This window comes from Streptomyces sp. NPDC043996 (assembly GCF_056435225.1).
Genome location: NZ_JBWKEY010000004.1, coordinates 269,906 through 281,861, shown reverse-complemented (window position 1 = coordinate 281,861; position 11,956 = coordinate 269,906). Strand labels below are relative to the sequence as shown.

Sequence of the window (11,956 nt, the reverse complement as noted above, 5' to 3'; positions counted from 1 at the left end):
GTTTGCCGGGGCTTGTTGAGGCGTCCTGAGGCTTGCTGAGGAAGGGTGGCGGCGCGTCGCTCCAGTCGGTACAACGAGTCTGTACAACGTTGGAAGGGGCGACCGTTGGCATGACAGCACGGCACCGGCGGGCTGTCCAGGGTCATGACAAACACCCCGGTGGACGGGGCACATCGTGGGGGAGGGGATCCGTTGCGGGTCAGCCTGAAGGACGTCGCCGAACGCGCGGGCGTCTCGATCAAGACGGTCTCGAACGTCGTGAACAACTACCAGCACGTCACCCCGGCGACCCGGGCCCGGGTGCAGGGCGCCATCGACGAGCTGGGCTACCGCCCGAACATGACGGCCCGTCATCTGCGCAAGGGCCGTACGGGCATCATCGCCCTGGCCGTGCCCGAGCTCGGCAACCCCTACTTCGCCGAACTGGCGGGCGCGGTCATCGACGCGGCCGCCGAGCACGACCTGACCGTCCTGCTCGACCACACCCGCGGCGAGCGCCGCCAGGAGATCCTGGTCAGCCAGGGGTTCCGGGCCCGTGTCATCGACGGCCTCATCCTCAGTCCGCTGGAGCTCGAGGCGGAGGACCTGCGCGGCCGCGACGACGACGTGCCCCTGGTGCTGCTCGGCGAGCGCGAGTACGACGTGCCGTACGACCACATCGCGATCGACAACGTCGCCGCCGCCCGCGCCGCCGTGCGCCACCTCATCGGCCGCGGCCGCACCGCCATCGCCTACCTCGGCGCCCGCACCGACTCCACGAACAGGCCCGCCCACCTGCGCCTTCAAGGCTGGCGTGCCGAGCTGGCGCAGGCGGGCATCCCCGCCCCGGAGGCGCTGGTCGGCGCGGTGGGCGGCTGGAACCGGGACGACGGCGCGCAGGCGATGGCCGCGATGCTGGACGCCGGGGTGCGGCCGGACGCGGTGTTCGCGTACAACGACCTGGTGGCGATCGGCGCGATGCGGGTGCTCCACGAGCGAGGCCTCAGGGTGCCGTGGGACGTCGCGGTGGTCGGCTTCGACGACATCGCGGAGGGGCGGTTCGGGGCGGTGACCCTGACCACCATCGCGCCGGACAAGCAGGCCATCGCGCGGCTTGCGGTGGCGTCGCTGCTGCGCCGCCTGCCGCAGGGGCGGGACGCGTCCGAGCGGAACGGATCAGGGCAGGACGGGGCCGGTCAGGACGTTTCCGGGCGTGAACTCACCGCGGAGTTCCGGCTGGTGGAGCGGGAGAGCACGCTCGGTCGGCGCTGAGGACGGCACCCCCAGGCGGCGGTGTGGCGGCCACGCCCGCCGCCCGTCTGCCCGAACGGGCACGCGGGCGCCCGCTGTGTGCGCGGAGGGTTTACAGCGTCCTTCCAACGATGTAAAACCCTCCCCTGAACGACGTACGACGTGACGACGTATGACGTGACGACGTACGACTCAACGACGTACGACTCAACGACGTACGACCGCGCCCAGCACGTCCCGTCGACTACGGGCGCCGCCCACCCCCCCCACGACCGTCACGCGACGCCACTTCATCGACCGCCTCTGCCGATCCTCCCTGGGAGCGCTCTCAGCGCCAGGGCCGCGCCGTTTGGGGACGCCATGAAGCCCATCGCACGCCACCGCCGCACACCCGCCAGCGCCCTGCTCGCTGTCGTCGTGGCCGCCGCGCTCGCCGCCGGATGCGCCAAGTCCGAGGACGACGGCACCGACTCCGCCGACTCCGCCGACTCCGCCGACTCCGCCGACTCCGCGGGCTCGGCGGGTTCCGAGAAGTCCGACTCCGCGGCCGCCGGAGGCGGCGACGGCCAAGCGGTCTCGGAGCCCGGCGCGGGCGGCGGCGAGACCTGCGTCATCGGCGACTACGGCGGCAAGAAGCTCGACCTGAAGGACGCCACCGTCGGCTTCTCGCAGTCCGAGAAGGAAGCCAATCCGTTCCGCATCGCCGAGACCGCCTCCCTCAAGGCCGAGGCGGAGAAGCGCGGCGTCACCCTGCTCACCGCCAACGCCCAGTCGCAGTTCTCCAAGCAGATCAGCGATGTCCAGGACCTGATCACCAAAGGCGCCGACGTGCTGGTCATCGCGCCGCTGAACTCCGACGGCTGGGAGCCGGTGCTGCGCCAGGCCCGCGCCAAGCACCTCCCCATCGTGACCATCGACCGCAAGATCAACGCGACCGCCTGCGAGGACTACGTCAGCTTCATCGGCTCCGACTTCGAGGAACAGGGCAGACGGGCCGCCGACCGCATGATCGAGGCCACCGGCGGCAAGGGCGAGATCGCCGTCCTGCTCGGCACGGCGGGAAACAACGTCACCACCGAACGCACCCGCGGCTTCGAGCAGCGGCTCAAGGCGAAGGCCCCCGGCCTGAAGGTCGTCTTCAAGCAGACCGGTGAATTTGCCCGCGAGAAGGGCCAGCAGGTCACCGAGCAGCTCATCCAGTCCAAGCCCGGCATCAGCGGGATCTACGCGGAGAACGACGAGATGGGCCTCGGCGCGGTGGGCGCCCTCAAGGGCGCGGGCAAGAAGGCAGGGGACGTGAAGATCGTGACGATCGACGGCACCCGCAACGCCGTGCGCGGCATCGTCGACGGCTGGATCGACGCCGTCATCGAGTCCAACCCGCGCTTCGGCCCGCTGGCCTTGCGGACCCTGGACACCTTCACGCGGGGCGGCGAGGTCGCGCGGAAGATCGTCATCAAGGACAGCGAATACACGAAGGACAACGCCAAGTCCGGACTGGACAAGGCGTACTGACATGACGTCATGCCAGGCGCCACCCGCCGACGTGCTGTCCGCGCGCGGCCTGACCAAGTCCTTCCCCGGCGTACGCGCCCTGGACGGCGTCGACTTCACGGCCCGCGCGGGCCAGGCGCACGCCCTGGTCGGCGAGAACGGCGCGGGCAAGTCCACCCTCATCAAGGTCCTCACCGGCGTGTACCGGCCCGACGCGGGCGAGCTGACCTACCGTGGCACGCCGGCGCGGTTCGCGACGCCGCTCGCCGCCCGGCAGGCGGGCATCTCCGCCATCTACCAGGAGGTCAACCTGGTCCCGCTGCTCAGCGTGGCCCGCAACCTCTTCCTCGGCCGGGAGCCGCGCGGCCCGCTCGGGCTCATCGACTTCCGCCGCGCGCACCGCCTCGCCGACGAGGCGCTCCGCGCCCTCGGCATCCGCGTCGACGTGCGCCGCCCGCTGCGGGAGCTCGGCGTGGGCGCCCAGCAGATGGTCGCCCTGGCCCGCGCGGTGGCCGTCGACGCGCGCGTCGTCGTCATGGACGAGCCCACGTCGTCCCTCGAACCGCGCGAGGTGCGCACCCTGTTCAGGGTGATCCGCACCCTGCGCGAGCGCGGCATCGCGGTGATCTACGTCAGCCACCGCCTGGACGAACTGTACGAGGTGTGCGACACGGTCACCGTGCTACGGGACGGCAAGGCCGTGCACACCGGGCCCCTCGACGCACTCAGCAGGCTGGACCTGGTGTCCCTGATGCTCGGCCGCACGGCGGGAGAGGTCCGCGCCCAGGGAGTCACCCAGTTCAGCGGACGGCACGACCCAGATGCCCAACCAGTCCTTGAAGTCGCTGGTATGACGATCCGTCACCAGCTACACGCGGTATCCGTATCCATCCGCCCCGGCGAGGTCGTCGGCCTTGGCGGGCTGCTCGGCTCCGGCCGCAGCGAGACCGCGAAGGCCATCGCGGGCGCGCTGGTGCCGGACGCGGGCCGGGTGACCGTCGCCGGGACGCCGCTGCGCACCGGCTCCCTGCCCGCCGCGATCCGCGCCGGCATCAGCCTGCTCCCGGAGGACCGCAAGGCCGAGGGCGTCGTGCCGGGCCTTTCGGTCCGCGAGAACATCGCCCTGGCCGCGCTGCCGCGCCTGACCCGCCTCGGCCTGGTCGACGAGGCCCGCGTCGACAACATCGTCGACACGTTCATGAAACGCCTGCGCATCAAGGCCTCGGGGCCGCACCAGAAGGTCGGCGAGCTGTCCGGCGGCAACCAGCAGAAGGTCCTCCTCGCCCGCTGGCTCGCGCTGAACCCGAAGGTGCTGCTCCTGGACGAGCCGACGCGGGGCATCGACGTCGGCGCGAAGGCCGAGGTGCAGCGGCTCGTCGACGAACTGGCGCGCGACGGGCTCGGGGTGCTCCTCATCTCGTCCGACATGGAGGAGCTGATCGAGGGCAGCGACCGGGTGGTCGTCCTCAAGGACGGCGCCGTCGTCGAGGAGCTGACCGGCGACGCCGTCACCGAGGACCGCCTCCTGCGCGCCCTCGCGGCCACCCCCGCCGCGCCGCCCGCCGGAGGCGGCGATGGCTGACCAACTCGCCCTGGACCACCCCAGGTTCGACCGCGAGCGCGCACTGCGGCTGCTCCAGAGCCACGGCGTGTACCTCGGCGTCGCGGTGCTGCTCCTGGTGAATGTCGCGATCACCCCGCACTTCCTGTCCGGCGAGAACTTCCGCACCCAGGCCGTGCAGGTCGCCCCCGTCCTCATCGTCGCGCTCGGCATGGCCCTCGCGATCGGCAGCGAGGGCGTGGACCTGTCCGTCGGCTCGGTCATGGCCCTGTCGACGTCCCTCGTCTCGCTCTACCTCGGCTACGGGATGGCGGTCGCCGTCCTGGTCGCGGTGCTCGGCGGCGTCGCCGTGGGCCTGGTCAACGGCGCGCTCGTCGCCTTCGTCGGCGTCCAGCCCATCGTCGCCACGCTCGCCCTGATGGTCGCCTGCCGGGGCCTGGCCAACGTCCTGCTGCCCCAGCTGAAGGACGTCCGCGACCCGACCATGGCATCCCTGGGCTCCGGCGACCTCCTCGGCGTGCCCTACCTCGTCCTGGTCGCGGCCGCACTCGCGCTGCTCGTCGCGTTCGTCGTGCGCCGCACCGCCTTCGGGCGACAGCTCGTCGCGATCGGCGACAGCCGCCCGGCCGCACGCCTCGCGGGCCTGCCGGTGCGCCGCGTCCTCCTCCTCGTGTACGCGGCCTGCGGCGCCCTCGCCGCGGTCGCGGGCGTCCTCGCCACGGCCCGGCTCACCGCGAGCGACCCGACGTCGCTCGGCACGCTGATGGAGCTGTCCGCGATCACCGCGGTCGTCGTCGGCGGCACGCCCTTGAGCGGCGGTCGGGTCCGCGTCGGTGGCACCGTCGCGGGCGCCGTCCTCATCCAGCTGCTCACGGCCACGCTCATCAAGCACGACGTGTCGCCGTCGTGGACCCAGATCGCGCAGGCCGTGGTGATCGTCCTCGCCGTGTACGCGGCTCGCGAGAGGGGCAGGCGATGACGCTCGACACCACGGCAGGCACCGCAGGCACCGCAGACGCCGACGACGGCCACGACACCGCCCCGCCCGCTCCGGCGCCGAGCCCGGCCGAGCTGCCGGGCGCCACCCGTACCGAGCGCCTGAGCGCCCTGGCTCAACAGCACGGCGCCCTGGTCACCCTGGTCCTCGCGGTGTTCGCCGCGTGGCTGAGCTTCGACACGTTCATGACGACCGGCAACCTCCAGAACATGGCGGTGTCCTCGGCGTTCCTCGCCGTGGTCGCGCTCGGCATGACCTTCGTGATCGTCGCAGGCGGCATCGACCTGTCGGTCGGCTCCCTGTTCGCGCTCGGCGGCGTCCTCGCCGCGTGGGGCTCACGGTACGGATCGGCCGTCGCGCTGCTGCTTCCGCTGGCCGTGTGCGGCCTGATCGGCCTCGTCAACGGCCTGCTCATCGCGCGCTCGCGGCTCGCACCGTTCATCGTGACGCTCGCCGCGCTGCTCGGCGCGCGCGGCATCCTCCTCGCCGTCACCGACGAAGGGGCGCGCACCTACCTCGTCGACCAGGACTCCTTCTTCGCCACCCTCGGCCAGGGCGAACTCCTCGGCGTCGGCGCACCGGTCTGGATCACGGCCGCCCTGTACGTGGCGGGCGCGCTGGCACTGCGCCGCACCCGCTTCGGCCAGTACGTGTACGCGGTGGGCGGGAACGAGGACGCGGCCGCGCTGATGGGCGCGCCCGTGGCCCGCACGAAGACCGCCGTCTACACCCTGTCCGGCCTGTGCGCGGGCCTGGCGGGCGCGCTGAACGCCGCCTGGCTGGCCTCCGGCGTCACCATCCTCGGCACCGGCCTGGAACTGGAGGCCATCGCGGCGGTCGTCATCGGCGGCACCCTCCTGTCCGGCGGCTTCGGCTTCCTCAGCGGCTCCCTGGTCGGCGTCCTCCTCCTGAAGGTCATCCAGAACGTCATCAACCAGATCGGCTCCCTGGACTCGGCCTACCAACAGGTGGTCTCCGGGGGCTTCCTGGCGACGGTCGTGGTCGCGCAGACCTGGCTCGGGCGCAGACGCGGAGTGCTGTAGCGAGAGGGCGCCGCCCGCGTCGACACGCCGGGACACAGGGCGTCCGTACACCACCTACGATGAGCCGACCAGGTGGATTCGTCCCACGGCGATTCGACGGAGAGGGCGGCGCATGACGGTCCGGCTGACGTTGCTGTGCGCCGCCGCACCGTCGGGACGCGACGTGCGCGTCGGTGACGTACCCCTCGACGAACGGGCGCTGCGGCGGACGCGTACCGCTGCCGAGGCGCTCCGGACGATGGCCGGAACCCGGTACACCGCACCCTCACAGCGGTGCCGCCAGACGGCCGAAGCCCTGACCTGGAACAACGCAACCGTGGAACCGGCACTGCGAGACCTCGACATGGGCCGCTGGGACGGCCGGACGGTGGCTGAGCTGGCCGCCGGTGAACCGGAGGCGTTCGCGGCCTGGCTGACCGACCCGCGAGCCGCGCCGCACGGCGGTGAGTCCGTGGCCGAGCTGTGCGGGCGGATCGCCGCGTGGCTGGACGAACTCCCGGACGGCGCCGGGCGCGTCGGTGCGGTCGTGGAGCAGGCCGTGGCACGGGCCGCGGTCCTCCACGCGCTGAGCGCTCCGTACCACTCCTTCTGGCGCGTCGACGTGCCCCCGCTGGCCGCCGTCCAGCTGACCGGCCGGGCTGGTCGGTGGAACCTGCGTTGGGGCCCTACCGGGACGGGCGCTAGCGAGGAGTGAACTCCCCGTGGGGACAGGCCAGCTGCCAGGCGCGAGGGCTTGGCGTTCGGCCAGCCACTCGAACGGGCCGGTCCGGCCCCATCAAGCCCCCGACCGGGGCGGTGCCACGTCCCTGTGCCCACGGAAGCGAAGTGCGGCGAGGCCGAAGGCCAGCCCTCCGGCGATGAACCAGGGGTTCCAGAGCGCCAGCGTCCAGGCCCGCTGCTCCGGGCTCACCGAGGAGTCGAGCTTCGCCGTGCTGGTCAGCAGCAGCACCTCGACACCGATGCCGCGCGCCAAGAGAAGGACACTGACGCCCCACCCCAGCCGCCGCGCCAGCAGAGAGGGAACAGCCCGCAGCCCGGACCCGGCGAGCAGCCAGGCCAGCAGGGCCCCGAGCAGACAGAGCACACCCACACCCCACAAACCGGCCACGACGAACCACAAGGGACGCTCGGAGGCGAGCGGACCGGCCGAGACGCTGAGCCCCACCTCACCGCCGACGCCCCAGTAGACGTGCAACCCGGCGAACGCGACCGCCCACAAGCATGCGATACGCCCCCACAGCGTGGACGGCGCCGCACCTGTGCCCTCTGGGTGGCGTCTCACCGAAGGCCCTCACGGGCGCGTCCCGCAGAACGCGAGCCATCAGCTTCCTGCCCCTGCGCCTGCCCCTGTCCCAGCTCCTGTTCCCGTGGCAACACGATGAACGCGGTGCCCTGGGTGAGGTCGATGCTGGAGCGGGGTGGCGCGCCATCGCTCTCGTCGTCCCGCATCAGCAGTTCCACCCGCCGCTGCTCCAGTTCGGCCGTCTTGTTGCCGTTCACGACCGCCGTGAATTCGTCGAAGGCGATGTTCGACAGCGACCGACCCGTGCGCTTGCGAACCCACGGGATCAGGCCCAGCCCGGTGAACCATCGCCACGCGCTCTCCACCAGGGCGAACAGGGCCAACAGGCACGCGAACGCCGGGAACGACATGAGCCAGATCGTCACAGCGGGCCCCTCGTCACCATCACGGATGGTTCCTGCTCGGGGCTGGCTTCCGCGCTCGTGGGACGCGTCTCGCTGATGGCCATGGGTTCACTGTTCTGCGCGCTCGGCGCCCGGGGATCAGGCCCGCGCATGATCCGCCTCCCCCATGCGAGGGAGGGGCCGCCCAGGGAGATCCACCGCGTGGAGGAGCGCCGGGGGGAGGTCAGTTTGTGGATGGGGCGGCTCGCGCGGGGCGCGAAGCATTGCCGTTGCCGTCAAGGGCGCCCGTACGCTTCCCGCCGCGCTCAGCTTGGCGGCCTCGCGCCCTTCAACGGACGCTCGCGAACACACCGTCGAGCACGGCCTTCCCGTCAACACCGACCGCCCGCTGTATCCCCCGTTCCTCCAGGAATGGACCGTCCAGCCGGTCGAGCCCGTCCCCGGCACCCCGTACGTGATCTCCCTGGCCAGTGACTTCGACGCGGACGCCGCGACGAACCCCGGGCTCGCGACACGGTCCTCACCCGCATCACCGCCCTGGAACAGGCAGGCACCGGTGAACTCCTCATCCAGCCGGTGATCGACCCGTCCATCGGGATGGCCCCCGCCTAATTTCCTCACCTGGACGCCCCGCGCACCCCGATGTCCGATTTGTTGGCCGAGGGGAGCATCAGCCGCATCCCGCCACACAGGGGCCAGGGGGACGCGGAGCTCATTGGCCTGATGGCTGGCGTTGGCGGTATCGGGTGTCACACTCGCGTGCCCCGGAACTGCTGAAGAACCCGTTTGCCTCTACGCGCCTCACATCCTTCAACTGTATGCCGAAATTCGCGGTCGTCGCGTCGTATACGCCCCGGCCTGCACACTCGGAGGGAAAGAGATCAACGAGACCTGATCGCCCAGGGGAATTTCGATGACAGTCCGCAAGGGGTGTGTTCCTGCGTCGGCCTTCCCGGAGGTCACAGAGCGCTCCTGTATAAACCCTCTGGCTGATTCCGTGGTGCCTTCTGAGACGGCAGGTTCCCCACTGACGCGCTGAAACATCCACGGGTAGTTTTGGCGGACCTGAAGATCGCCCAACGACGAACGGGAAAGCGTCACTCTCCGGGCAGTTGCGGCTTCGCCCGCGGCATGAAGGCTGGCGTCCGGCATGTCGGCCTGCACGGGTGACGGACCCGGATCGAGCTGAGGAGCAGTCCATGGCGAATCCGTCCAGGTGGCGCTACGTCGTGATGGAAGGTGAGGCGAAAGCGCGCGGCGTGGTACACGGCGAGGCGCTGGCCGACCGGATCGTGGAGTCGTTGGAGCGTGCCGATTTCATGTCCAGGCAGGACACAGGACGGCCGTTCGAGTTCTTCGTATCGAAGGTGCATGAGGCCTTCGACCTCGAGGATATGCACGAAGAGGTCCAGCGTGAGCTGGAGGGCATCGTTGAAGGCTGTCACAACAAGGGGAAGACCGAGGTCACGTTCGACCGGCTCGTCGCGCTGAATGGTGCGGAAGAGTTGATCGACTCTTGGTGGCCGTGGTACCTGGAGAAGCACCACGGACGTGGCACGCGGAGGCGCCGCGAGGCCCGGCCGCGGTGCTCGGCGTTCATGGCGATCGGTGCGGCGACCGCCGACGGGCGGATCGTGGCCGCGCACAACTCGTGGGACCGGTTCGCCAGCGGCGACGCCTACAACGTGGTCCTGGACATCAGGCCGCCCGCGGGCCAGGGACACCGCGTGCTGATGCAGGCCGCGCCGGGCTGGGTCACCTCGAACACGGACTGGATGCTCACCGGCGCCGGACTGGTCGTGACGGAGACCACGATCGGGTCGTTCGACGGCGACTACATCCCGGCCGGCAAGCCCGAGTTCACGCGGTCCCGCGTCGCCACCCAGTTCGCCGACTCCATCGTGGACTGGACGTCCCGGTTCGCCGAGAACAACAACGCGGGCTATGTCAACACCTGGTTGTTGGGCGGCCCGTCCGGGCGGACCGATGGCGAGACGGCGATCGCCTGCTACGAACTGGGCAGCAACCCGACGCTGGCACACCTGGAGTTCAAGACCACCGGGTACTTCGCCGGCTGCAACATCGCGCGGTCCCAGGAGATCCGGCTGCGTGAGTGCAAAGACCCGATGCAGCACTACGACATCCGGGGCAACGGAGCGCGGCGCATCACCCTCGACCGGCTCATCAAGCAGGAGAAGGTGGACCTGGCCCGCGCCAAGGAAATCATCTCCGACCACACCGACGCCTACACCCAAGACAAGGACACCGGCAGCTCCCGCTCGGTGTGCGGGCACCTCAACCGCGACGACGGCAGGTACGGCAACCACGGCCAGCCGCCGTTCTTCCCGTGGGGCGCCAACGACGGCAAGGTCTACCACGCCGGTGCCGACCCCACGAACCTGACGTTCCAGGGGATCTGGGGCAACTCCTGCGGCCAGGAGTTCGACCCGGACGCCTTCTGCGACCGGCACCCGCAGTACGAGGAATTCCGCGGCCACATGAACCACCGTCCGGGCGGCGCGACCTGGGAGACCTTCCCGCCCGGAACGTAGCGGGCACCACGTACGAGGTACCGCGACGGACCCCGCAGGCACGGCCACTGCCGCCGAAATGGCGGGTATCCCCATCGACGACTGGAGTGTGACCATGACCATCACGTACGCCTCGGTCAAGGTGATCGACGAACTCGAGAAGAAACTGAACGAGGACAAGGTTCTGCGTGACCTGCTGACGGATTCGCTCACGCGGGGGTACGAGAAGGCAAAGGGGAAGCTCAAGGCCGAGTTGTTCGATGCGTTGGAATGGCCGCGGCATGTCCCCGACTATCTCGACTACCTGGGCGTATTCTCCAGGTGGGCACCGAGGCAGGACCGCAGCGCCGCCTGGTCCTCCGATGGGAACGGGCAGCAGGAAGTCTACGACCGGCTGTGTCACTTCTACTACCTCGTCGACCAGAAGGTGGACGGCAGGATCGTGCAGAACGATCCGTGGTTCAAGGAATGGCTGGTGCGATACGCCGACGCGTGGGGGAGCTTCCTCAACACCACGGAGTCGTTCAGCGAAGAACAACTCGCGTCGTTCAGGCTCGCGCCGCGCTACCGCATCGAGGACTCGATGGTCGACGGCAAGCCCAACGAGCCGAGCGGCTGGCTCACTTTCAACCAGTTCTTCGCGCGTGAACTCAACCCCGGCCTGCGGCCGATCACCGCCCCGACGGACAACAGCACGGTGACCATGCCCGCCGACTGCTTCTACAAGGAGCAGTACCCCATCAAGGCCGACTCCAGTATCGACCCGACCGCCGGTCCGTTACGGCTCAAGCTCACTCACCCAGTCACCTCGATCCCACAACTCCTCAGTGATCGAAGCACGCACCGGGAGAGTTTCGCGGGCGGCACGTTCGTGCACTACTTCCTCGCTCCATTCTCGTACCACCGCTTCCACACCCCCGTGGCCGGGGCAGTAGTGGAGTGCTTCCCCATCCACGGAAAGGTGTACCTGGACGTCGTCATTGGTGAAGACGGGCAGTTCGACGCCCCGGACAGCAGCGCCGACGCCTACGAATTCACCCAGGCGCGTGGAGTGATCGTGATCGACACCGCCACCTCCCCGTACGGAGACATCGGGCTGGTGGCGGTCATCCCGGTGGGCATGGCACAGGTCTCGTCGGTCCACATGACGATGGCCAAGCCTCCCCAGGTGCCGAAGGGGTCCTGGGTGCCGAAGGGCGAAGAGTTCGGCTACTTCCTCTTCGGCGGCTCCGACATCATCCTCCTGTTCCAGAAGGGCAAGGCGCCGACCATCGACACGGACGCCACGCAGCCCCGCCGCTACGGCACTTCGATCTCCGCGCGCCCGACCCCGCCCCCGTCCGAGCTCTGACTTCGATCATTCGCGAGGGTCCGTCATCTTCATCTTGTTGACGGACCCTTCGTGGTGAGTGCTGAGGGGATGTCCCGGAGACCCGCTCGTGCTGTCCCTGTC

The 11,956-nt window shown here is 70.0% G+C and carries 10 protein-coding genes; 8 read left to right on the top strand and 2 right to left on the bottom strand.

Translation table 11 applies throughout. The annotated features are described in order from the left end of the window. Positions 1–192 precede the first annotated feature (192 nt). The 6 genes from AC07A4_RS12090 (at position 193) to AC07A4_RS12065 (ending at position 7,019) form a co-directional block, all read left to right on the top strand. Positions 193–1,251: a LacI family DNA-binding transcriptional regulator gene (locus AC07A4_RS12090; protein WP_478596483.1), complete on the top strand. Its 1,059-nt coding sequence runs from the start codon at positions 193–195 to the stop codon at positions 1,249–1,251. Positions 1,252–1,590: 339 nt separating this feature from the next. Then, positions 1,591–2,745, top strand: coding sequence for an ABC transporter substrate-binding protein (locus AC07A4_RS12085; RefSeq protein ID WP_478596480.1), 1,155 nt, complete (start codon positions 1,591–1,593; stop codon positions 2,743–2,745). Between the two features lies 1 nt (position 2,746). After that, positions 2,747–4,306 carry a sugar ABC transporter ATP-binding protein gene (locus AC07A4_RS12080; RefSeq protein ID WP_478596478.1) on the top strand — a complete coding sequence of 520 codons (1,560 nt, stop codon included), beginning with the start codon at positions 2,747–2,749 and terminating at the stop codon, positions 4,304–4,306. After that, the gene (locus tag AC07A4_RS12075) at positions 4,299–5,264 is read left to right on the top strand and encodes an ABC transporter permease (RefSeq protein ID WP_478596476.1); all 966 of its coding nucleotides are present in this window, start codon (positions 4,299–4,301) and stop codon (positions 5,262–5,264) included. The genes AC07A4_RS12080 and AC07A4_RS12075 overlap by 8 nt, the downstream gene beginning before the upstream one ends. Beyond that, positions 5,261–6,325 (top strand): ABC transporter permease, encoded by a 1,065-nt coding sequence (locus AC07A4_RS12070; RefSeq protein WP_478596473.1) that lies wholly within the window; start codon positions 5,261–5,263, stop codon positions 6,323–6,325. Before AC07A4_RS12075 ends, AC07A4_RS12070 begins: the two co-directional genes overlap by 4 nt. 112 nt (positions 6,326–6,437) lie before the next feature. Beyond that, positions 6,438–7,019, top strand: a complete 582-nt coding sequence (locus tag AC07A4_RS12065; protein ID WP_478596470.1) for a histidine phosphatase family protein — start codon at positions 6,438–6,440, stop codon at positions 7,017–7,019. A gap of 81 nt (positions 7,020–7,100) precedes the next feature. On the opposite strand, the gene AC07A4_RS12060 is transcribed toward AC07A4_RS12065, so the two are convergent. Beyond that, positions 7,101–7,544, bottom strand: coding sequence for a DUF3995 domain-containing protein (locus AC07A4_RS12060; protein ID WP_478596468.1), 444 nt, complete (start codon positions 7,542–7,544; stop codon positions 7,101–7,103). Between the two features lie 59 nt (positions 7,545–7,603). Then, positions 7,604–7,993, bottom strand: coding sequence for a DUF6191 domain-containing protein (locus AC07A4_RS12055; RefSeq protein ID WP_478596465.1), 390 nt, complete (start codon positions 7,991–7,993; stop codon positions 7,604–7,606). A gap of 1,178 nt (positions 7,994–9,171) precedes the next feature. Here AC07A4_RS12055 and AC07A4_RS12050 point away from each other — a divergent pair. Next, positions 9,172–10,524, top strand: coding sequence for a C45 family autoproteolytic acyltransferase/hydolase (locus AC07A4_RS12050; RefSeq protein WP_478596462.1), 1,353 nt, complete (start codon positions 9,172–9,174; stop codon positions 10,522–10,524). 94 nt (positions 10,525–10,618) lie between these two features. Beyond that, the gene (locus AC07A4_RS12045) at positions 10,619–11,854 is read left to right on the top strand and encodes a phosphatidylserine decarboxylase (protein ID WP_478596459.1); all 1,236 of its coding nucleotides are present in this window, start codon (positions 10,619–10,621) and stop codon (positions 11,852–11,854) included. Positions 11,855–11,956 lie beyond the last annotated feature (102 nt).

Excerpts from the sequence above, each read along its gene's own strand:
- AC07A4_RS12045 (WP_478596459.1), top strand. The coding sequence starts at position 10,619 with ATGACCATCACGTACGCCTCGGTCAAGGTGATCGACGAACTCGAGAAG.
- AC07A4_RS12080 (WP_478596478.1), top strand. The coding sequence starts at position 2,747 with ATGACGTCATGCCAGGCGCCACCCGCCGACGTGCTGTCCGCGCGCGGC.
- AC07A4_RS12050 (WP_478596462.1), top strand. The coding sequence starts at position 9,172 with ATGGCGAATCCGTCCAGGTGGCGCTACGTCGTGATGGAAGGTGAGGCG.
- AC07A4_RS12085 (WP_478596480.1), top strand. The coding sequence starts at position 1,591 with ATGAAGCCCATCGCACGCCACCGCCGCACACCCGCCAGCGCCCTGCTC.
- AC07A4_RS12070 (WP_478596473.1), top strand. The coding sequence starts at position 5,261 with ATGACGCTCGACACCACGGCAGGCACCGCAGGCACCGCAGACGCCGAC.
- AC07A4_RS12065 (WP_478596470.1), top strand. The coding sequence starts at position 6,438 with ATGACGGTCCGGCTGACGTTGCTGTGCGCCGCCGCACCGTCGGGACGC.
- AC07A4_RS12075 (WP_478596476.1), top strand. The coding sequence starts at position 4,299 with ATGGCTGACCAACTCGCCCTGGACCACCCCAGGTTCGACCGCGAGCGC.